21 protein-coding genes are annotated in these 20,896 nt (G+C 67.2%); all 21 read right to left on the reverse strand.

Annotation, left to right across the window (positions count from 1 at the left end; all coding sequences use genetic code 11):
• Position 1: 1 nt before the first annotated feature.
• Entirely contained in the window at positions 2-1,309 is a 1,308-nt protein-coding gene (locus tag ACWC0C_RS10975) for a tail fiber domain-containing protein (RefSeq protein ID WP_450863275.1), read from the reverse strand.
• Between the two features lie 12 nt (positions 1,310-1,321).
• Entirely contained in the window at positions 1,322-3,799 is a 2,478-nt protein-coding gene (locus ACWC0C_RS10980) for a Gp37-like protein (protein ID WP_450863277.1), read from the reverse strand.
• Complete coding sequence (locus ACWC0C_RS10985) at positions 3,784-4,626, reverse strand: phage tail family protein (protein ID WP_450863278.1); 843 nt, start codon at positions 4,624-4,626, stop codon at positions 3,784-3,786. The genes ACWC0C_RS10980 and ACWC0C_RS10985 overlap by 16 nt, the downstream gene beginning before the upstream one ends.
• Positions 4,623-9,005: a hypothetical protein gene (locus ACWC0C_RS10990; RefSeq protein WP_450863280.1), complete on the reverse strand. Its 4,383-nt coding sequence runs from the start codon at positions 9,003-9,005 to the stop codon at positions 4,623-4,625. The genes ACWC0C_RS10985 and ACWC0C_RS10990 overlap by 4 nt, the downstream gene beginning before the upstream one ends.
• Positions 9,006-9,051: 46 nt before the next feature.
• Complete coding sequence (locus tag ACWC0C_RS10995; protein WP_450863282.1) at positions 9,052-9,315, reverse strand: hypothetical protein; 264 nt, start codon at positions 9,313-9,315, stop codon at positions 9,052-9,054.
• 110 nt (positions 9,316-9,425) lie between these two features.
• Entirely contained in the window at positions 9,426-9,764 is a 339-nt protein-coding gene (locus ACWC0C_RS11000) for a phage tail assembly protein (RefSeq protein ID WP_450863283.1), read from the reverse strand.
• A gap of 105 nt (positions 9,765-9,869) precedes the next feature.
• The gene (locus ACWC0C_RS11005; protein ID WP_450863285.1) at positions 9,870-10,607 is read right to left on the reverse strand and encodes a phage tail tube protein; all 738 of its coding nucleotides are present in this window, start codon (positions 10,605-10,607) and stop codon (positions 9,870-9,872) included.
• Positions 10,608-10,684: 77 nt separating this feature from the next.
• Positions 10,685-11,179 (reverse strand): hypothetical protein, encoded by a 495-nt coding sequence (locus ACWC0C_RS11010; protein WP_123995368.1) that lies wholly within the window; start codon positions 11,177-11,179, stop codon positions 10,685-10,687.
• Positions 11,179-11,562, reverse strand: a complete 384-nt coding sequence (locus ACWC0C_RS11015) for a DUF5403 family protein (protein ID WP_450863287.1) — start codon at positions 11,560-11,562, stop codon at positions 11,179-11,181. The genes ACWC0C_RS11010 and ACWC0C_RS11015 overlap by 1 nt, the downstream gene beginning before the upstream one ends.
• Positions 11,562-11,891, reverse strand: a complete 330-nt coding sequence (locus ACWC0C_RS11020) for a phage head completion protein (RefSeq protein ID WP_450863635.1) — start codon at positions 11,889-11,891, stop codon at positions 11,562-11,564. The genes ACWC0C_RS11015 and ACWC0C_RS11020 overlap by 1 nt, the downstream gene beginning before the upstream one ends.
• A gap of 2 nt (positions 11,892-11,893) precedes the next feature.
• Positions 11,894-12,352 (reverse strand): hypothetical protein, encoded by a 459-nt coding sequence (locus ACWC0C_RS11025; RefSeq protein WP_450863288.1) that lies wholly within the window; start codon positions 12,350-12,352, stop codon positions 11,894-11,896.
• A gap of 80 nt (positions 12,353-12,432) precedes the next feature.
• Positions 12,433-13,494, reverse strand: coding sequence for a hypothetical protein (locus tag ACWC0C_RS11030; RefSeq protein ID WP_450863290.1), 1,062 nt, complete (start codon positions 13,492-13,494; stop codon positions 12,433-12,435).
• A 78-nt stretch (positions 13,495-13,572) separates the two neighbouring features.
• A complete protein-coding gene (locus tag ACWC0C_RS11035) occupies positions 13,573-14,094 on the reverse strand; it encodes a hypothetical protein (protein ID WP_450863292.1) in 522 nt (173 codons plus the stop codon).
• A gap of 1 nt (position 14,095) precedes the next feature.
• Positions 14,096-15,220: a VG15 protein gene (locus ACWC0C_RS11040; protein WP_450863294.1), complete on the reverse strand. Its 1,125-nt coding sequence runs from the start codon at positions 15,218-15,220 to the stop codon at positions 14,096-14,098.
• The gene (locus tag ACWC0C_RS11045; protein ID WP_450863296.1) at positions 15,217-16,638 is read right to left on the reverse strand and encodes a phage portal protein; all 1,422 of its coding nucleotides are present in this window, start codon (positions 16,636-16,638) and stop codon (positions 15,217-15,219) included. Before ACWC0C_RS11045 ends, ACWC0C_RS11040 begins: the two co-directional genes overlap by 4 nt.
• Positions 16,639-16,671: 33 nt before the next feature.
• Entirely contained in the window at positions 16,672-17,868 is a 1,197-nt protein-coding gene (locus tag ACWC0C_RS11050; protein ID WP_450863298.1) for a terminase, read from the reverse strand.
• Positions 17,869-17,995: 127 nt separating this feature from the next.
• The gene (locus ACWC0C_RS11055) at positions 17,996-18,322 is read right to left on the reverse strand and encodes a hypothetical protein (RefSeq protein ID WP_450863299.1); all 327 of its coding nucleotides are present in this window, start codon (positions 18,320-18,322) and stop codon (positions 17,996-17,998) included.
• A 37-nt stretch (positions 18,323-18,359) separates the two neighbouring features.
• The gene (locus ACWC0C_RS11060) at positions 18,360-18,788 is read right to left on the reverse strand and encodes a phage terminase small subunit (RefSeq protein WP_450863301.1); all 429 of its coding nucleotides are present in this window, start codon (positions 18,786-18,788) and stop codon (positions 18,360-18,362) included.
• A gap of 23 nt (positions 18,789-18,811) precedes the next feature.
• A complete protein-coding gene (locus tag ACWC0C_RS11065; RefSeq protein WP_123995360.1) occupies positions 18,812-19,036 on the reverse strand; it encodes a hypothetical protein in 225 nt (74 codons plus the stop codon).
• 325 nt (positions 19,037-19,361) lie between these two features.
• The gene (locus ACWC0C_RS11070) at positions 19,362-19,580 is read right to left on the reverse strand and encodes a hypothetical protein (RefSeq protein ID WP_450863303.1); all 219 of its coding nucleotides are present in this window, start codon (positions 19,578-19,580) and stop codon (positions 19,362-19,364) included.
• Positions 19,581-19,773: 193 nt separating this feature from the next.
• Positions 19,774-20,283, reverse strand: a complete 510-nt coding sequence (locus ACWC0C_RS11075) for a DNA cytosine methyltransferase (protein WP_450863305.1) — start codon at positions 20,281-20,283, stop codon at positions 19,774-19,776.
• Positions 20,284-20,896 lie beyond the last annotated feature (613 nt).

Here is a 20,896-nt window from a genome sequence, read left to right on the forward strand (position 1 = left end):
CTCAACGGGACAGCTCCGAGACGAGCTGCTCCAGTCGCTCGATCCGGTCGGCCTGGTCCTGCACGACGGACAGGAGCGCGACGCCGAGCAGGTCATAGCGCAGGGCGTCGATGCGTCCCTCTTCGTCGTAGGTGACGATCTCGGGGAGTGTCTCGGCGACCTCTTCGGCGATGAGACCGAACTCGTCCCGCAGGTAGTCGCCGCCCTCTTCCTTCGGGCGCCGGTCGTAGATGCGGGGACGCAGGGACAGAACTGCCTCGGGGTCGATGTCGATGTCCCGGATGTTCTGCTTGAAGCGGCGCGAGCTGGTGTTGCGCGCGAAGGTGCCGTCGCCCTGCACCCACACCGCGTAATACGTCCCGGAGCCAGACACGGAGTCGGCGTGCACGCGCTTCGTGCCGTTGGCCCAGGCGATCGTGTCGCCGGACTCAAGGTAGGACGAGTGCGAGTGAGACGAGGGCGGGAACGTGCTCGGCTTCGAGGTGATGGACGACCACGCGTGGGAGTGGGACGACGGCGGGAACGACGTGGGGACGTTATTGAGTTGCGTCCAGTCGTGCTCGTGCGAGGTGGGCGGGAAGCTCGTCGGCTTGCCCGTGACCTGCGTCCAGTCGTGCGTGTGCGCGGCCGGGGGCAGGGACGTGGGGGCGTCAGTGATCTCCGCCCACTTGTGCGTGTGCGCGGACGCGGGGAACGTCGCAGGCTTGCCCGACAGGTTGGCCCAGGAGACATTCGAGATCAGCGGCGTCCATGCCGTGTCGTTCCAGAACTCGAAAGCGGAGGTGTCGGCGTTGTAGCCGATCTGTCCCAGGCGCGGGCTCGTGGGACGGGTCAGGGAGTTCCAGACGAGGATGCGAGTCCCCACGAAGGGACGCGTCCTCTGAATGTCCCCGGACGCGATCGAGGTGACGCTCGCATTCACCGTGACCTGAGCCAGGGGCAATTCATAGATGCCCGTGTCCGTCTGGGTCAGGGCGGCCGGGGTCGTCGAGCCTGCGGTGCCCTGCTTCACCGCGAGGACGATGGAGTTCAGCGACGGGTCGAGTCGCAGGATCACTCGGTCGACCCGTACGGAGGTGCCGGCGGCCGGGATGGTGACGACCTCGGTCGCGGTCGACTGCACCATGTGCCCGCGCAGGAAGGCCAAGCCCGAGGAGACGTTCAGGTTCATGCCCGTACCGGCCGTGACCGTGAAGCCGGAGCCGCCGAACGAGGCGACGACTCCCGACTCCTGGAACTCCCGGAACATCTGGGAGAACTGGGTCTCCGTGACGGACTGGTTGTCGAACGGGTAGGACGTGATTGCCAAAGGGGAGACTCCTTACAGGGCCGCGCCGACATCCTCGATCGCGAGAGTCGAGAGGGTCGACGGCAGGAAGCGGACCATGCCGTACGTGGCGGCAGCCCGGCGGGTGTTGAGCCCCACGCCGACCGTGATCGGCCCGGCCGGGGGGTTGTTCAGGTAGAAGGTGGCGTCCATGCCGGTCGCTGAGTTCGAGTCGTCGTCGTACGTGGTGCTGTAGAACGTGCCGATCGCCGTCGAGGACGTACTGACCGTCGTACCGGTCGCCCATCGCACGGTCGTCATGGCGCTCTGCTTGGCGTACCGGATGTTCGTGTTGGCGTTGTCGCCCGTCGCGTCGGTGTCCACGGCCGCGATGCGGATCGTGACCTTGTAGCAACGGCCCGCGTCAGCCTGGAACTGCTGGGTGTAGACGATGGACTCGGTGTCGCCGACGTAGGCCGTCGTCCCGAGGGTCTGCAAGGCCAGCACTCCGCGCGGGGTCTGCTCGGCATGCGCGGCCGTCTTCCAAGCCGTCCAGCCCGCCGCGTCGTTCCCAGTGCGGAACCACTCCTCGGTGACTGTCGGGCTCAGTCGCCGCCACGTCTGGTGTGCGTACGTGCTGCCGACGGGGTGGAAGGTGGTCAGGACTCCGTACCGGCCGCCCGAGCCGAAGGACCATCCGCCGGCCGTGGCCTGCGTGGAGTCCATGACCACGGTGGACGTGCCGGTTGGGTAGGCGGACGGCAGCGATGCTTGGGTGACCGCCGTCGCGCTGAGGATGTTGTCGAAGGCCACCTGTCGCCACGGCCCCCACCCGGAGCCGCTACCGGAGCGCATCCACGTCTCGGTCGCGGAGGTGCCCGCCGCTCGGTGCCACGTCTGCGTAGCGTCGCCGCGCAGCTTGCGAGTAACGAGGATTCCCCACTTGCCGCCGAAGTCCCAGCCGCCGGACGTGGCCTCGGTGTCGGTCATGTAGAGGGTCGACACGCCCTCGGGGTAGCTCGCGACGGCCGTCGACTGCGTGACAGCGGAGGCGGTGAGCTGACTGTCGAAGGCCACCTGCCGCCAAGGCGACCAGCCGGTTGAGTTGCCGCCACGCACCCACATCTCGTGCGCCGTTGTGTTCGCGTGGACCCGGCGCCAAGTCTGCGTAGCGTCGCCGCCACTCCACACGCGGGTCGTGACGTAGCCCCACTTGCCACCGAAGTCCCAGCCGCCGGCAGTAGCCGCGGTGGCGCTCAGGTAGAACTCGGTCGTCGCGCCCTGCGGGTAGGCGGTGGGCGGCGTGGCCTGCGTGATGCCGCCGGGATCGACAACGCGAGGGCCGGGCGGGGTGGCCTCCGCTGTGCGCTCCAGCGAGGAGACGCGCGACTCCAAGTCCTTCTGCGCGGCAGCCGCCGCCGCGTCGGGATCGAGCGGAGTCGGGTCGCCCAGGGTCGCGCCGAGCCGGTAGCCGTCCTCGTCGACCTTCAGGACCATGCCCGTGACGACGGCCGCCATCTCCGTGCCGCCGACGATGACGGATACCTTGTCGCCGAGGAACCAGTCGCGTCCGAAGTCGAGAGCGCTGTCTTCCATCGGTACGGCCTGGGCCGCCTTCACGGTGGTGCCGCCGTCTGCGAGGGCCTCCGTACCCTTCTGCGTCAGCTCGGCCGTGTCGGTGGTCGACCGCTCGTCCACGAAGGATTCGATGCGGCGTCCCCAGTCGGACTCGGCGGCGAGCGAGTCGGCGTTGTCGACGCCGACGAACAGGCGGTTGGAACCGTCCCCGTCGCCGCCGACGATTACGCGAGTCTTTTGCGGCGTGGACACGGTGACCCGCTGACCGGCGAGCGTGTTGTTCACGACGCCGAGCCGGGCCTCCTTCGTGCGGTCGGCGACCGCGTACGTCTCGAAGACAAGGTTGGAGCCGCGCTGCACGATCCGGAAGCCCAGGCCGTTCGGGTCGGCCAGCTCCTTGCACAGCTCGCCGAGCTGCTGGAAGCGGGGGGACTTGCTGACGATCTGGCCGCGCCCGCCGTTCGTGCCCATGATGAGCCCGGTCCGGCGCCGGTTGGCCGGGGCGCCCGGCCCGCAGTTCGCGTTGACGTACGCGTGCATGAGGTTCTCGGCCGCGTCGGTCCGGTCGTCGTAGGCCCGGCTCTGCGTGGCGGCATCCCCGTTGGCCGGGTCGGGCCAGGCGAGCATGTCGGACAGGATGATCGTGTCGTCGACACCCTCGACGGTCAGCGTGCCCAGGGGATCGGTCGCGGTCACGGCCGTCTCGGTCTTCGTGACCGGCCCCGAGAACAGCACGTCGGCCGGACCGGTGACGATGATGCCGGCGCCCGGAGTCGACAGGACAGCGGCGAGCGGATGCTCCGCGTTGATCTGGAGCTTCCACGTGCCGACGTTGTTGTGGGTGTCGGTCGCCTCCATGGTCAGGAGATCCGCAGGGATGGCCCCCACGCGAGTCAGGGTCTTGTCCCGGACCTCGACGAGGAGATCCTCTTGCCGCACTAGATCACCACCCACTTACGAGGTCGCCACGAGACGACGATCCGCGAGGCGGTCGTCGTGTTCAGGAGCGAGACAGAGATCGTCGATGTCCCCGGAGGGACGGACCAGAAGCGGGGAGCGGTGGACAGGTAGCGGTACACGTTCGCGCCCGAGCCGTCCTTGACGACGCCCGTCCCCATGTCGACGGTGATGCTGCCCGTCGAGGTGATCGAGCCCGTGTACCAGAGCGTCTCCCCGCCGGGGCCGATGGCCTTGAAGTTGTCACCCGGCCCGAACACCTGGAACACCGGATACGCGGCCACGTCGCCGTCATTGGTCAGCTCTGCTGAGCCGATCGCCTGTGACGAGGAGAGCGGCATCGACGACATGGCCGACAGGAACGGGGCCGCCGTGGTGCCGCCGATCGTGACCGTCTGCGCGGAGTCCGCCAGGAAGTACGGAGAGGGGGCCCGCAGGGTGATGACGGTCTGAACGTCCCGGTCACCCGTGCCGGGGTCGATGTTGCCTCCGCCGATCCATCGGACCGGTGTCGACCAGCGGACCCCCGCCGCGTCGATGTACGTCAGGCTGCACTCGTCGGCCAGGACCCGCGCGAGGCGAGTCACCAGCTCGGCGAGGTGCGCCCGGTTGCGCCCCACGATGTCGAGGGGGATGTCGATGTCGCGGGGGAGGACGCGCCGCCCACGGTAGGCGGCGCCGTCCCCTGCGCCTTCAAGCCACTGCACGGAGAGCTGGGGCAGGCCCAAGCCGGTGATGCCGGCAAGGGCCTGGAACCCCACTCCGTCAGTCTCGAACCCGGCCAGGTCGAGCCTGTCCGAGGGGCTGCTCAGTTCGAGCTTCACCAGCCGACCATCCTTGCCCGCGAGGCAGCCGCGAACAGCTCCTCCTCGGACGAGAGGGAGCTACCGGAGCCCGCGTAGTAGTTCAGAACCTTCGTCACGGACTGGCCGCCACCAGCCGCCGAGAGGCCGCCCGAGACGGCGGCCGTGACATGCCGAGAGGCGCCCGACACTGCGCTCGCCGCGAGGGCGTTGGTCGCGCGCTCCACGTGCGTCTGCTGGTCCTCGACGCCGAGGCCGAAGCCCTTGCCGACGAAGTTGCCGAGCTTGCGGAACAGGCGGCTCGGGCTGTGGATGTCCAGCGCCTTCTTGATCGCGTTGACCATGGCGTCCGCGATCTTGAGCATTTGCTTCTCGATCGCGTCCTGCTGAGCTTCGAGACCCTTGACCAACCCTTCGGCCGCCTTGATCCCGGCGTCGTACATGTAGTGCGACGCGGTGGACCCGGCCGAGTTGGCGTACTTCTCCAGCTCCTTTTGCAGGTCGTTGATCTCGTTGACGCCGCTCAAGCCTGCGTTCGCAATAGCCTCGGCTGCGGCGAGGCCGGCCTCCGGTCCGGCGGAGGCGATCTGGTCGAACGTCGTGGAGTTCAGGCCCAGATCCTTGAGCCGCTTGAGGACGGCCGCGAACTTCTTAGCCTGCTCGACTGCGTTCTTCAGGCCCGACGAGATTCCGCTGAACGAGGTGTCCTCGATCTTCGTCACATCGCCAGTGCCGATGACCTGATCCGCGATCTGCTTCCGGTAGTTGGCGGCTTCCTCGCGGATCTTGTCGAGCTTGTCCTTCGCGGCTTCGAGCTTCTTCCCGATGCCCTCCCACTGGGCGAGCAACTGAAGGAGCTTGGTCCGGTCCTTGTTGATCCGGTCCTTCAATCCCTTAGAGGCGTTCTTCGGGATTTGCGCCGTGAGGTCTTGCAGCGACTTCTTGACCTTGTCGTACTGCGACTCAAGGCCCTTTATCAGACCCTTGATGATCAACTGGCCCGCGTTGTAAAGGAGCTTGGCGTCCTTCGGGGCCGGACCCTTCCAGTCCGTCAGCTTGCTGGTCAGCTCGCCGAGCTTGGACTTGACCGCACCGAACATCGACTTGATGCCGTCGATCAGACCGCCGATGATCTTCTTACCGGCGTCGAGCAGGATGCGGCCCGCTCCGGAGAAGACCTCCTTGACCTTGCCGGGCAGCTCCTTCACGGTGGTGACGCAATCGGACAGCTTCGACTTGAAGATGCCCTTCACTGCGTCCCAGGCCGCCGTCGCGGCGGTCTTGATGTCGGCCCACGTCTGACTGAAGAACTTGGCGATAGCCGACAGGGCCGCGCCCGGCGCCGCCTTCAGGTCGGCGAGGAAAGTCGACCACCGTGAGGAGAGCGAACTCCACAGCTCAAGGCAGATCGTCTTTACGGCCGTCCAGCCACCCTTGAACATCTCGCCGATGCCCTTGAGTAGCTTTCCTCCGACGCCGAGGATTCCGACGCTCAGGAAGATATTGAAGGCGCCCTTGATCGTGTCCCACAGGCCGGAAAGGAACGACTTGATTCCGTTCCAGAGCTGCTTCAGGCCGTTGCCGAAAGTCGACCAGTCGCCGGTAATCGTGCCCTTGAAGAAGCCGATGACCGTCTTGAAGACGCCGACGATGATGTCCCAGACACCGACGAAGATGTTCTTCAGTCCGGTGAAGACATCAGCCACACCCTTGATCGCGTCGACCAGGGCGCCCAGGAAGAGGCCCGCGATGAACTCGATCGCTGGTGCCAGAATCGGCATCAGGAAGTTCACCAGGGAAAGCAGTGCTTCGAGGAGCGGCTGAATCGCCTCCATGACGGCGGCGAATGCCTCGGAAATCTGGGGCAGGAACTCGGCGGCGAGTGACTGGATAACCGGGATCAGAGGCATGATCGCGGCCGTGAGAATCTGCATCAGAATCTCGATGACCGGCTGAAGCGCCTCCGACATGACGGACAGGGCCTCGGTGATCAGGGGGATGATCGGGGCCAGGCCCTCGACCAGTGCCGAGATCAGCGGCGTCACGGCCTCGACCACGGACATCAGGAGCGGTGCCAGCGCGGCGACCACGCCGCCCAGGGCCTCGCCGAGGAGCCCGATCAGGGGCTCGATCGCGGGGGCGAGCTGGGTGAACGCCTGCGAGAGCGGCGTCAGGATGGACGCGATCAGCGGACCGAGGCTGGTCAGCATGGAGCCGACCAGTTGCAGGAGTGCACCGAAGGCCGCGCCGAGCGGGGCCATCGCCGGGGCGAGGGCACTCACCGCGGATTCGATGCCGTCGAACAGGGCCTTGATGCCGTCGGTCACGGCGGGCTGCGAGAGGGCGCCCGCGATGGCGCCCAAAGCCGTGCCAATGACCGTGCCGACCTGCGGCAGGATCGTCGTCAGGAGCGAGCCGAGGGACTTGAAGAGGTTCTCGACGGCCGGGCCGGACTCGTCGGCGATCCGCTGCATCGCCTCGTGGGCCGAGGCGAAGACTGCGGTCATCCCCTTCTGGAAGCCCTCGCTGTCCACAGTCTTGTGGATGCGGTCGAGAGCGTCGGCAAGGGTGCCGAGCGTTGATCCGCCGGCGGACTCAGCCGCGCGAGCGAAGCCAGCGAGGATGCCGCCCGTGTCGGCCAGGATGGACCCGAGATCCTTCAGGGCTTGGATGCCCTGGTCGATCATGTCCTTGAGGCCGTTGTCGCCCTTCTTCTTCAGCCAGGCGTCGAAGTTCTCGCTGATCTTGACGAACCAGGACGCGAGGTCGGGCAGGTAACTCGTGCCGACTCGGCCGAGGGTCGAGATGATCGACGCGAAGGTGTCCGTGCCGTCCGTCGCGATGCTGATCGAGTCCGACAGGTCCTTGAACATCTGGTCCAAGGCCGGGGACAGAGAGGTGCCGAGGTTGGTCGCGAAGGAGCCGAAGAACCCGCCCAGCTCGGTAGCGGTCTTCGAGACGCCGGCAGTGAACTTCGGGAGCAGGTCATCGACGACGTTCCGAATGGGCTCGGCGGCCTTGTCCCAGAAGTTCTTCGAGATGGTGTCCTGGAGGCCGGACAGTGCCGACTTGACCTCGGGGACGACCTTGTTGAAGTCCTTGAAGGCGGCGATCGAGACACCCAGGCCCACGGCCATGCCGCCCAGAAGTCCGGGCAAAAGCAGGGCCGTTGGCCCGATCGACGCCAGCGACGAGGACAGCGAGGCGAGGTTGCTCGCCGCCGCGATGCCCGAGGCGCCCAGACCGGCGATGGCCGCCGCAAGGGTGCCGATCATCGGGGCGCCCTTGTCGAGGTTCTTGAGCGTGTCCCAGAGGCCCTCGAACATCTCGCTGATCACTCGGGCCCCGGAGAGCGCCTTCAGGGCAGCGACGGTTGCAGCCGCAGCCGAGGCGTTCACCTTCGGGATGATGTCGACGACCCGGTTACGCGTGAGGATCGCCATGTGCGTCATCACGCCGAGGATTCCGGTACGGGAGACCTCGGGCTCGACTTCCGACTTGAGCTTGTCGATCTTGTCTTGAAGATCGTCGATGTCGCGCTCGACCTTGCGCTTCGCGAGCGCGTCCAGCTCGGGCGTGATCTGCGCCTTCAGCGCGTGCATCTGCTCGAAGGCTGCTTCGAGCTGCCGCTTGATCTGGGCGACCTTCTGCTCGTCGAGCTTGGGCTTGATGCGGATGGCGTCGAGATCCTGCTGAATCTCGTCGGCCGTCTCCTGAGCAGCCCGGCGGGACTCGGCGAGCAGGTTGCGCTTCGCCTCTTCCAAGGACGCCTGGTCGAGCTTGACCTTCATGTCGGTCTCGGCGAGCTTCTGAAGCTCTCGCTCGATCTCCGACACGGCGGCGTCGACCGATGCCTTGCTGTCCTTGTCGACCCGGAGGTTGATGTGCCCGATCTCGTCGAGGCGGTCCTCGAACATGTGGATCGCGGCGTTGAGGCTCGGCTCGTTGATGTCGACGGCGATGTCCGTCTCGCCAAGCGCGACGAGGGCGGCCTTCACCTTGCCGATGGCGGCCATGACCGAGCCCTGGTTGTCGAGGTTGACCCCGATGTGCAGGTCGGACAGCTCGGCATCCGCCTGCCGGCGAACCCGGCGGGCCTCGTCTACGACCTGACGGCCGGTCGCGTTGAAGGTGATCCGGTGCTGGTTCGCGCGGGCCTGGTACTCGCGTACAGCCTTGGCGACCTCGCTGGACATGCCGTTGAGGTCGAGCTTCGTGTAGAAGCGGATCTTGCGGGTGTCGGTGGCCTTGTTGTCCTTGTTGATCGCCCGGACCGCTTCAAGGACATCCTTGCGGGCGCCGCTCGCGTCCGCCTTCGTGCGAATGGTGACCGCGATGTCGTGCTCAATCTTCTTGAGCTTTTCCTTCAGGTCATCCTTGAAGCCGGAGGTGTCCGGCATGACCTTTACCGCTACGCGGCCGACAACATTCGCATCCGACACCGGCTTACCTCCGCTGGAAGTGTTTGTAGATTTCGGCGACGGAGCGCAGCTTCTTGGCCTTCTTTTCCGGGGCCTTCTTTGGCTGCGGTCTCGGGTAGGACGGAATCTTGGGGGCCTTGTTCTTGCCCCACTGGCCGGTCGCCCTGGTGTTCTGGTTGATCGCGTCGAATAGGTCGGCGGTCATGTGCCGGTCCTGACCCCAGCCGAAGAACTCACGGCCGCCCGACGCGAGCGCGACCGTAAGAGAGGTGTCGGGAAGCCTCTGCACAAGCAGAAGGACGAGAGACGGGGAAGGGCCCCGGCCTGCTATCACTTCGGCAAGGTCGATGCCGAAGTGGAAGAGCAGGTCCGGGTACAGACCCTCGCCGTATTCGTCGATCAGCCCTGCGAGGCCGAGGCTTCCCCCGCCTGAGTGCTCTCGCCGTAGTGGCCGAAGATTTCGGCGAGGATCGCGAGGTCGCCGCCCACCTCGTCGAGCAGGTTCGCGGCGGCCTTCTCGGACTGCGCCACGGTGCGGATCGCCTCGGACAGAAGCTCGGCCTGGTCGCTGTCCTCCTTGCCCATCTGCTCCTGAAGGGCGAGCAGCGCATCGCGCCGAGCCTTGGGCAGGCGCAGCGGGTTGAGCAGTCGGACGGTCTCGCCGCCGACCTCGATGTCGGTCGAGCCGTACTTGCGCTCAGCGGCGGCGCGGATGTCGTCGAGGGAGTAAGAAGCCATGGGGTTGCGGACCTCCAGAGAGAAGACAGACAGGGGGGAGCGGACCGAGGAGAGAGGGGGAGGCCCGGCGCGGGCGGGTCCGCAATGCGCCCGCGCCGGGAGTCATCACGCCTGGCCAGCCACCCAGGCGGTTCCGTTCCAGTACGCCTTCGAGCCGTCGCCGAGGATCACGTGCTGACCCGTGGTCCATGCGGTCGTCGGGGTGGCGATCACGCTGGACATGCCGGCGAGGTTGGCCGGGGTGGTGGCGCCGTCAGGAGTGAAGGAGCCGGGGGTGCCGGCGGAAGCACCGGTCGCCAGTACGCCGCCGAGAGGCGTGATCGCGTACGTCCAGGTGTTGTTGCCGTAGGCCATCGGCTTGACGCCGAGCGGCAGACCGGCGAGGGACTCGGTGTCCGAGATCGCCATGTCGTCGGCGCGGTAGATTTCCGCTCGGGGCGCGTAGAAGGCGAAGTGGTTGTCGCCGTCCACGAATACCGCGAGGAACGCCGACTGAGTGGGCTCCGGGTTGGTTGGAACGCCGACCGAACCGTCCGGCAGAATCGGCGCGTTGGCGCCGAAGTACAGCTTCAGCCCGGCAGTGTCGAACTGCTGGAGCGTGAAAGTCATCGTCTCCGTACGCGCGCTGTACTTCGTGCGCAGAGACTTGTTCTGGAGCGACCCGATCGTGGTCGCCTCGCCGCCCTCGGAAGTGATTCCGAAGATGTCTTCCAGGGAGGTGTGACCGACGTTCTGCCACGGGGAGGTAGGCGTCAGGAGATCGGCGGGCATTGCCGTGCCGACCGGCGCCGTCAGGTAGTTACCGGACCCGACGACAAGAACTGCGTTGTCGTTGATCGCCAAGAGGCTGCATCCTTACTCGCGCACGCAAAAAGGCCCGGCACCCCGAATGGGGACCGGGCCTTGCGTGATGGGAACTATCAGGGGGTGTAGGGGCGAGTCCGTGGCTTACGGATCTGCACGTCGTAGATCGACTCGTAGCGCCACACCCCCGTTGGGAGGTCGGCGTACTGGACGGGGCCGGTAGCGGTCGCCCAGTCCGAAGCGCGTCTCGGCGCGGAATTCAGGTCCACGCGGATGATGTGGCCAAGGCGCGGATAGACCTTCTGGTTCAGCCAGGCGTCGCGCATGACGACGCGGACGGCCTCGCCGAGAATCGCCGCGTCCTCGTCCCCGTTGGGGTCCGGCGCGAACGTGTTGATGACGATGCGGGCCGCGTCCGTGAAGCGGGTGTCGCCCTGCCATTCGCCCCACGTCGGGTCGCGGCGGACCAGGACGAGGGGGAACTCTTCGTGCAGGTCGACGAGGGACTTCACCCGGACGCCGGGCAGGCCCTCGCGCAGCACGGCCAGGAGGAGATCCTCGACCGGCGACAGCTCCGCCATGGCCTTGATGTGGTCGGGGATGCCTGCCATCAGTCGAGGTGCACCTTCCCCTTCCGCTTCTTGGGGAGGTTCGCGGCGCGGGCCAGGATGAACAGGCCGTCCATCGCGCCCACCGTGGCGAGGTACGTGGTGCCGTCCTTGCGGGTCCGGACCTCGACGGAAGCGGCGCGGCCGTACTCGATCGACAGGGCAGCGGCCTTGCCGCGCTCGTCGTCCAGGACCACGTACTTGTCGACATCGCCGTCCACCACGTCGATCTGTGCGTGGCCTTCGAGGCGATGCTGAAGGAGCAGCTCCTCGGCGCGGGCAGCGATCTCGAACCGGGCCTCGTCAAGGGCGTCCTGAACGCCGGGCAGGAGAGCGATGTACTTCTCCAGCTTGTGTCGACCCACCTTGTCTTCGATGTGCGCCATCAGGGCCGCTCCCTCACGTCGATCGACCAGTGCCGGGTGCGGCGGTCGCCGTGGTGGTATGCCGGCGGAGTCACCACGTCCCACATGCGGCCCTGCCAGCGGACGCGGGACCAGAGGGTGACGCCCTCGACATGGGCGTCCACGATCATCCGCGTCACGTTGATCTGCTGCTGGCCGGGGACCTCGGCCTTGCCGGACCGCTGCGGGATGAAGGCGGCCCTCACTGTGATCGGGTTGTCCTCGTCCACGGTGATCACCTTGTTCCCCCGGTTGTCGGTGATCTCCTTCGTGGCCCACACGGTCGCCATCTGGCCCCGCCTGCGTTGCATGCTCACCAGGGGCTCACCTCATCCCCGAACAGGGGGAACGGCGAGGCGGGGGAGTAGTCGACCGGCACGCGGCCGACATCGGCCGCACGGGGCTTCGTGCCCCAGGCGGAGACGACCACGCTGGAGATCCCGCGCTTGCGCCCGGCCAGCTCCTCAAGGAGCCGGATCTCCTCGCGGGTGAAGTACACGGTGCCCGCATCACGGCCGATGTCCGACCAGGCGAGCGTCTCGTCCCCGGCCCGGCTCTGCGTGTAGCCGTTCGGGTTCCGCATGTACCTCGCCGCGGACTTCAGCACGAGCGTCTTCACCAGCCGGGGCGCGGTGTCCTCGGGCCAGTCACGGCCGTAGGTGGCCGCAAGGTCCGAAGCGTCTTCCAATGCGCCGGCAGCGATGCGCAGCTCGTCGGCGTCCAACTCCCAGTCGAGGCGGCCCTTCAGCTCGTCGAGAGTGGCGTACGCCAATGAGACTCCTCTCGGGAGAAGGGACGGCGGAGCTGGGCCATCTGCAATCAGGCCCAGATGAACCAGCTCCGCCGGTCAGGTCAGGCGTTGGCCGGGTCCGTCTCGGCCTTCATGCCGGTCGGGGTCCACACCTTCGCGTCGGAGACGCCGGTGATCGTGGCCAGCTCGCTTCCGGCCGCCGGGTAGTCGGACTTGCCGTCGAGCTGGAGCTTGATGCCGCGAACGAAGTGCTCCTGAGTGGAGACGATCTCCTTCTCGTTCGCCTGGTCCCAGCCGACGAGCACGTCCGTCACGGACCGGAAGCCCGCGTACGTGTTCACGACCGAGCGGTCCTGCATGTACAGCGGGTCGTAGTCGCGGACCCATCGCAGGGCGATGTTCTCGAACGAGGTGGTCGCGCCGTAAGGAACCGACTGCGGGACGCTCGGGGCGCCGGACAGGAAGATGAACGCCGAGGACGCGAAGGCGTACGCGGTGTCGGCAGGGATGGTCTGGTCGACCACGATGCGGAAGCCCATGCGGTCGCCGATGCTCGCGGTACGCAGCGCGGACTCGGCCTCGCTGTCACCGACGTTCTGCGCGAGGTTGAGCTTGTCGTCGTTCAGGAGCGCCGACTCGAACTCGGTGCCGACCAGAAGGTAACGGCCCTCCTTCGGAGCGTGAAAGGCGTTCAGCACGCGCCGGGCCTCGATCAGCGCACCGCGAAGGTTCTGCTGAGCGTTGCCGATGGTGGCGTTGTAGGTCTGGCCGGTCAGGAGGTTGACGGCTCGGCGCTGGAGGCCGCGAGCCACAGCCTTGGACTGCGGGCGCAGGAGCTTCGACCAGTTGTCGATGTCGAAGTCGTTCTGCTCGTCGGTGAGCTTGACCGCCGAGTACACGTTGCCGCCGAAGGTCACGGCGATGGTCCGCTCGCTGTACTCGTCGAAGACGATGGGGTTCGAGCGGTCGTTACGCCACGCGTAGTCGTGGAACGGCAGGATGCCTTCGACCTTCATGGAGATCGTGTCGTTCTCGGCACCCTTGAACTGGTCGACGCCCTGCTTCTGGAACAGGTTGGGGATGATCAGCTCCTGCTCAAGCATCCCGACTGCGGTGTTGACCAGCTTCTGAGGCTTTACGACCTGATGCTGTGCGGTGGCCAAGGGGTGTTACCTCCGGGGCATGAAAAGACCCCCGGCCGGTTCAGCACGGGGGTTCAGAAAGGGGGGTCATCGGAGGCGCTAGAAGCGCCTGGTTCGCCGCGCGAGCTTGCGCGGGTCCATCTCTCCGTCGTCCTCGTCGGACGGATCGAGGCCGCCACCGAGAGAGGGCGGGGCGGCAGGGGTGACGAGAGCCTGAAGGGCCTTCGCGTCGGCCTCCAGCTCCTCGGGGGTGTCGCCGCGCAGGCGACCCGCCAGGGCCTCGGGGAGGTCGAACTTGCGGGCCACGGTGAAGATGAGGAGAGAGCGCTCAAGCTCGGCGTTCTTGGCCTTCACGTCCGCGAGGGCGGCCTCGAACTCCTCCGGGCTCTTGGCTCCGGAGAGCCTCGTCTCGGCGTCCCGCAGTCGAGTGCGGTATCCGGCCGCCTCATTGCGGACCTTCGCCAGTTCCTTGCGGGCCCAGTCGGGCAGCTCGTCTTCCTCGCTGGTCGACGATCCGCCGGCACCGGCCTTGTCGTTCGGCTTCTGCTCCTCGTCCGGCTTCTGGCCGGGCGGGGTCTCGCCGCTCGGGGTCTCCTCGTCGTTGGGCTTCTCGTCAGACACTTCACGCCTCCGGGGCCGTGCTCGTGGACTGCCGCGCCTCCTGGGCTGCGGCTCGTTGTTGCTTGCGGATGAACCGGCGCCAGACGCTCACCGCGTCCTTGCCGGTGTGACCCTTGGTGACCTCTGGCCACAGGGACTCGTACTGCCGCGAAAGGGCGGTCAGTTCGCTCGACTGGTACTGATCCCGATTCCAGATCGGCATCGCGTAGCAGTGGCAGTTGTCGTGGTACTTGTCGCCGTCCGCGAAGGTGGCGGACTCGCGGGACTTGTAGACCGGGCCCCGGCTGATCAACATGGCGCACCAGCCGCACGGGGTGCCCGTACGCGACAGGCGCACGTATCCGAGGGCCCGCCGGTCGCGGGTCATGTGCGTCCAGTTCGTTGACCGGGCGCCGTTCATGGCGATGCGGGAGGCCGCGGCTGCCTGCTGCGATCCCGCCTGCCGCTTGGCCTCGTCGGGGTCGGCGTCCTCGACGGTCATGCGCCGGTCGAGGTTGGCCGGACCGAGGGCTTCGAGGACGATCCGAAGCTCCTCTTCGGCCTGGCGCTCGATCCGGTCCTCTTCCTCACGGAGCCCGTTCAGCTCCTCGACGAGGATGCGCTCCCAGTCGTCTTCGCCGTCCTGTCCGTCGCCCTGGTCCTGGTCGTCGATGACGGCTGCCGAGTCGTCGCCGGGCGTCTGGCCCTGGTCGTCGTCTTCGGGCGCCGTTTCATCGGTGCCGGCGGACCTCGAGTTTTTCTCGCCTGTATCAGGCGGGGGGTCGGACGGGCTCTCGGAGGGCGGCTCGTACGTGCCCGCCAGGGCGGCGAACTCTCGCCGCAGGTCGGCGAGTGTCACGTACGTGGGCTCGGGGTGATACGGGTCGGCGACCGTCGTTCCGGTCTGGAGCGCTCGGGCGAGCCGGTAGTAGGCCCGCGCCAAGTCGCGTGACTGGCGACGACGGGACATGACGAGCGTGATGGCCTTGCGCAGCCATCCGCCCGCCGTGGCCGCCCGCTGGTCGACCGGAACGTCCGCCCACAGGGCCAGGGCCTCAGCTGTGGTCTGCGCGCCGATCTGCGTCAGCGCGACGTGGAAGGCGGCCGAGACTTCATCGGTCTCGGCCTGCCTCGACTTCCGCGTCATGCAGCCGCCGGCATCGAATCCGCGGTGACCGGCTCGGGCGTCGCGCGGTTCAACGCGGACGCGAGCTGACCCACCGAGTCTTCCTCGTCAGCAAGGTCGTCCCACTCGTCCAGCTCGGTTTGCGTGACGTTCGGGACGCGCTTCCACAGACCCTTCGCCGGGATACCGAGCTGCTCGCGCAGCTTGCCCAGCGCGTCAGCGGCCTGCGCGAGGCTGCGCTGTTCCATGTCGCGCCAGATGACCTCACCCTTGAAGTCGTCGGCAGCGCCCTGGCCTTCCAGCTCGGCGGCCAGCCTGAACACTCTCTCCCAGGCTTCACCGAACACCGTGCGGAACTCCTGGATCTTGCGAGACAGCGCCGTCTCGGCGGCCTGGAGAGCCTCGGCCGAGAGGTTGGCGATCTGTCCGAGCAGATGGTGAGGCGGTACCTGCGCGACGGCGCTGAGGTGCCGGATGCTCATGTCGATCGAGTCGATGAACCCGCCGAGCGGGGTCTCGTCGAGGCTGCCGAACTTCACGTCGGGGTCCTCGGCGAAGAGGAACCGCTTCGCGTTGTGGTTGATCGGCAGGGGGATCGGGTTGCCCTGATCGTCGTAGACGACCTCACCCGTCTCCGGATCGCGCTGGACCGGCGGGGCCATGCCCGTGACGGTCCGGACCTTCACCGAGGCGTACGTCTGGGCGACGAGGAGATCGAAGATGGTCTGGTTGATCCGGTTCTGGAGCGGGATCATCGGCTCGATCACGCCGACCGTGCGGCCTTCGAGGTCCACCGACGCCGCGAAGCGGGTCACCGGACACTCGCTCGCGCCGTGGCGCCTGCCCTTGCCGACCTTCACGCCGTCCGCGTCGTCCAGCGACTTGAAGGTGACCGCGTACTCGAAGGTGCCGTCCCACATGCGGGCCCGGCCGGGAGTCTCGGCGTGCGGCCAGGTCACCACGGTCAGCGCCGCGTACGGGGTGTCGTCGTTCGCCGGGTCCTCGTACAGGGCAGCCGTCCGCAGCGCGGACAGGCCCTTCGTCAGCACCACGCCCTTGACGCGCTCGGTCAGCGTGAACGAATGCCCGTACGTCAGAGCGCCCTTGTAGACGGCGGACTGCCGGGCGTCGAGGCGGGAACGCTGCCAGTGCTCCCACTGGGGAGAGGACAGATCCGTCGCCGAGCCCTTGCCGTCCTCGTCGCCCGCCCGGTAGCCGTCCACGTAGAGGGCCTGTGCCGGGGTGTTGACGAGGAGCGGGGTCCAGTTCGATATGGACCGCTTCGCGAGGAGCCGATACTCGTCGTCGGCCATCGCGGGCATGTACGGATCGTCGTGACGCCCGTGAAGGTAGTCGTCGATCCGGGTCAGCCGGTCCTTATCCCGGCCAAGGATGGCGAGGAGCTGCACCGCCAGGGAGGCGGGTTGGGTGTCGGCCATGAACTCACCACCCTTGGTTACATCTTTACACTGCTACAGGAAGAAGCCCCGGCCAGTCCGCTTACGGACCTTCCGGCCACGGGCGCGCAGGTCGAACAGGGCCTCGTGCGCGAGCATCAGGGCCGCGTACGCGTCGACCTTCTTGGGGGACTCGCGGCTCTCCTTGCCGAAGGAGACGCCGTAGTTGTTGGTCCGGCGCCGCGCGTTCAGCACGTGCCGGCGGAGCTTCAGGTCGCCGTCGTGGGCGAGCTTGCGATCGAAGATCGAGCGCATCAGGCGCTCGTTCGCCAGGGTCGCGGCCTTGAGGCTGGTCCTCATGTCCCAGCCGATCGCGTCCTTGCCGGGCGCCTTCACGGCCAGGCCCTCGCCGTACGCCTGCGACCACTCGGAGATGTAGGACTCCCAGAGGGCAACGTCGGCGTACATGCCCTGCACCTCGAACGCGCGGAACGCGTCGTGCACGGCGCTGTCCACCTGGTCGCGGGGGACCTCCCAGTCCTTCCCGGCCGGACCGTCCGGCTTCTCCCACAGCCCCAGCACGAAGGCCGCCATGTCGCTGACGCGCAGAGCCACCAGGGCCGTGCTGTCGTCACGGAGGCCGCCGTCGAAGCCGATCGTGATCTCGTCGCCGGGCTGGAGCGTCAGCGCGTCGTTACGGAGCACATCCCATTCGGCCGGGCCGAAGAGGGCGTCCTCGGCCGCAACGATCTGGTTCAGCCACATACGCCGCGAGCGGCTCGGCGCGATCGTCGTGTCGAGAATCGACTGAAGGATCGTCTCGACCCGCAGCCACACCGCGTCACCACGGATCTTCGGCAGGACGATACGGATCGCCTCGGGCGTCAGGGGTGTCGCCGGGTGGGCCTCGATCGAGTCGTACATGAAGCCGATGTCCGCAGCGCGGCCCTCGCGGATCTTCTCGAACGCCTCACGCATCTTCTCGGCGACGGAGTCCTCGCCGGGGAGGTACGCGTTCGTGATCGCCAGATAGCGCGAGTCCTTCTTCGTCGCGTTGCCGTCGATCGTCTCGTACATGCGGTCGCCGTTGTTGCCGGTCACCCAGTGGTGCGTCTCGTTGAGCACCGTGAACGTGACTCGGCCGCCCTCAAGGGCGCGGAACGACGACGTGACCGCTTCGAGCCTCTGCCGGCCACCGTTCGCGCGGATCAGCTCGGCCCCGGCCTTGATGCCGTACGTCTCGATGAGCTTGTCCGACATCAGGGACGGCATCAGCGTCATCGTGTTGCGCGTCTGGTCGCGGCTGACGGCCGCGATCTGCACCCACGCCTGGGGGTGCGGGACGCCGACCGGCTGCCCGGCCTGGTCCCAGTGCGAGAAGCGGGAGGGCCCGACGAACTCAACCAGGGAGATGACCGCGAGGAGCGGGTCCTTGCCCTAAGCCCCAGCCCTTGAGGCGCTGGAGGACTCCCTTGCGGTAGATGAAGCGGCCGTTCTCGTCGACCGCGTACCACCACAAGACGAAACGGAGCTGCTCGCGCGTGAAGCGCCAGGGCCCGCCGTCCTCGGCTTTGAGGAACTCGGCGCACCAACCGGCGATTTGCCAGCCGAGCGTGCGCTCGGGGAGCTTCCAGGAACCGTCCGGCTCCTTCGTCCACGTCGGACCGAGGAACGACGGTTCGAGGGCGTCGATCTCTTCTGCTGTGAGGGCTGGAATGGGACTCACCTCCCCTCATGGTTGGGCCGCCCGAAGGGCGGCTCACCTACTTGGCGAGGCCCAGCTCCTTCTTGTAGTCGGCGATGGCGAGGACGGCCGCGGACTGCTCCTCGGGCTCGGGCTCGTGCAGCTCGATACGCACGCGGCGTCGGTCGCCCTCGGCGACGAGGAGCCGCTCGAAGGCGCTGTAGATGGTCTGGAGCATCTGTCCCGACCGCTTGCCGGACTTCTTGTAGTAGGAGAGGTCTTCGCACAGCGAGTAGGCGAGCGCCCAGTCGGACTGCTGGTAGAAGTCGGCCTGGCCGGACTCCTTCAGGGAGTCCCACAGGCGCTTCGCGATGGGGTGCCAGTTGCGGTCAGCGTTCGGCACCTTCGTGGGCCGGGCGACGCCTCGTGTCACCGACTGAACGTCCGAGCCCTTGCGCTCTCGGGGGCGAGCCAGATCAGCTTCACGGTTGGGTACGGGGCCGGGCACCGGCTCACCTCCTTCATGTCAGGTCAGAACATGCCGCCCGTCAGGAAGTGGGCGGAGACCCAGGCCAGGAACGCGACCAGGACGAAACGGCGGAGCCGGGTTGTCCGGTCCGGCACGGTGCCCTTCGCGGTGTGGAACCACTTCCAGACATGCTCGGACAAGGTGTCGCCGGGTTCCTTCAGGTACAGGGCGGCGCCCTCGATCACGACGAACAGGCCGATCCATGCGACCCAGGCAGCAGTGAACACGGGCGCCTCCCTTACAGAAGCCCCGGATGGGCCTCGGTCCGCTTGAACCGCTGATTGATCCGTCGCCGCTGTGCGGCCAGAGCGAGGGCTCCCTCGCGTGAGGACTTGGCCCGGTGATGAAACCCGCAGAGTGCTCGAAGGTTGGTCTCTCGATGGTCATCACCAGGCACGATGTGGTCCACGTCCGTAGCCGGTTCCTCGCAGCGCTGCCCGTACTGATCACGGGCCGTGCAGCGATGGCCGTCTCGGCGCAGGACGCGGAGTCGGATCTTCGGCCAGTCCGCCGGCAACCGTTCGCGTCGGTCTGAGGAAGCCCAGTTCGGCATCACACCCCCAGGGCGAGGAGTGCCGCGAACGCGGCGGAAGCCTGTTGCGGGACGACGCCGTTCCCGAGGATCTGAAGCTGTTGCCCGCGCGTCAGGCCGGGGACGGCGGTGACGTAGCCGAGGGGGAGGCCCATGAGCCACTCGACCCACTCGACGGTTACGCGGGGGCCGCCCTTGCGGCCTGCCTCGGTTGGCGGGGGAGCGGCACGGTCGGTCACTGCCTCCCACTGCCGGATAGCGGGGAGGTACTCACCCCACCAGTGCGCGGGGGAGTTGGGGCCGTCGACCGCAGGCTCGGGCTCGCGGCCTTCGAGGATCGCTTCCGAGTACGGGAGCAGGTAGCACGCTTCGTCGTCGAGGGTCGGGCCATGCCCCCCAGCTCGACGTTCAGCCGGCGGGCGAGCGCCGCCGTTAGATCCCAAGTTCGAGGTCGGGGTCTTCAGGGGTCGCGATACAGAACCACCGGTCACGGAGGTGAGGGGCGTGAGCTGCGGTAGCTCGAACGCACACCCACCGCGCGCTATACCCGATCTCGGCCAGGTCACCGAGGACGACTTCGAGCCCGCGCGTCCGGATGTTCGAGACGTTTTCCAAGAAGAGGATTCGCGGTCGTATGACGCGAACTGCTTCAAGGACGTTGACCCAAACTCCAGAGCGAGCGCCTCGAATTCCAACCCGGTTCCCCGCAATCGAGATGTCCTGGCAGGGGAACCCTGCGGTGATCACGTCGACCAGGCCCACGAGCTGAGCCCAGTTGATCTCGCGGATGTCGCCGAGGTTGGGAGCGTTCGGGTACCTCTCAGCGAGGACGGCGCTCGGGCCTGGCGCGCTTTCCGCCACGTAGACGACGCGCCCGCCGATGAGGGGAGCGACAGCCATGCCGACGCCGCCGTACCCTGCGCAGAGTTCGAGGATCTTCAAGCAGGCCCCCCATGCGCGAAAGACGCGATTACGTGCGTACGTCTTTCGTCTTCATTCAGGTGGCCCCCTCCGGGGGCCAAGCCTGCAATTCGCGGACGCGCGAAATACGTAAGGCGTCTTCATGCTGGCGAGCCCCGACAGGGGCTCAAGCCTTGCTACTCGCGACTTACGTACTTACATATAGAAGTCGCTAGATGATCTTGATTCCGGAAAGAAGAAAGCCTGTGACCTCGCTCACACCCCGGCGGCGCCCGAAGGGCGACGGCGGAAGGGTGACGGCGGAAGGAAGCGGCGGCGAAGGAGTAGGGCCGCCCGGAGGGCGGATAGCGTGAAGACGCCAGCGGCGAGGGCCGCCCGGAAGGGCGGCACTGCGGGAAGACGCGAAGACGTACTTCGGGCGGGCGAGCGCGGCCGAGCTGGGCCGCGCTGACGGCGTGGTGAGCGACGCTGGGCCCCATCCGCCGGCGCTCATTCCTGTGCACTCGTGGCGACCACCCTGCAGAACGCTCTCGCCGCCGCTGACCTGCACATTTACGACCTGGAGGGCGGGCGAGCGCGGGGGCGTGGTCGACCTTGGAACCGTGGCAGAATCCGAGCTGCTAAGACCCGGCGG

The organism is Streptomyces sp. NPDC001709, from assembly GCF_053596375.1.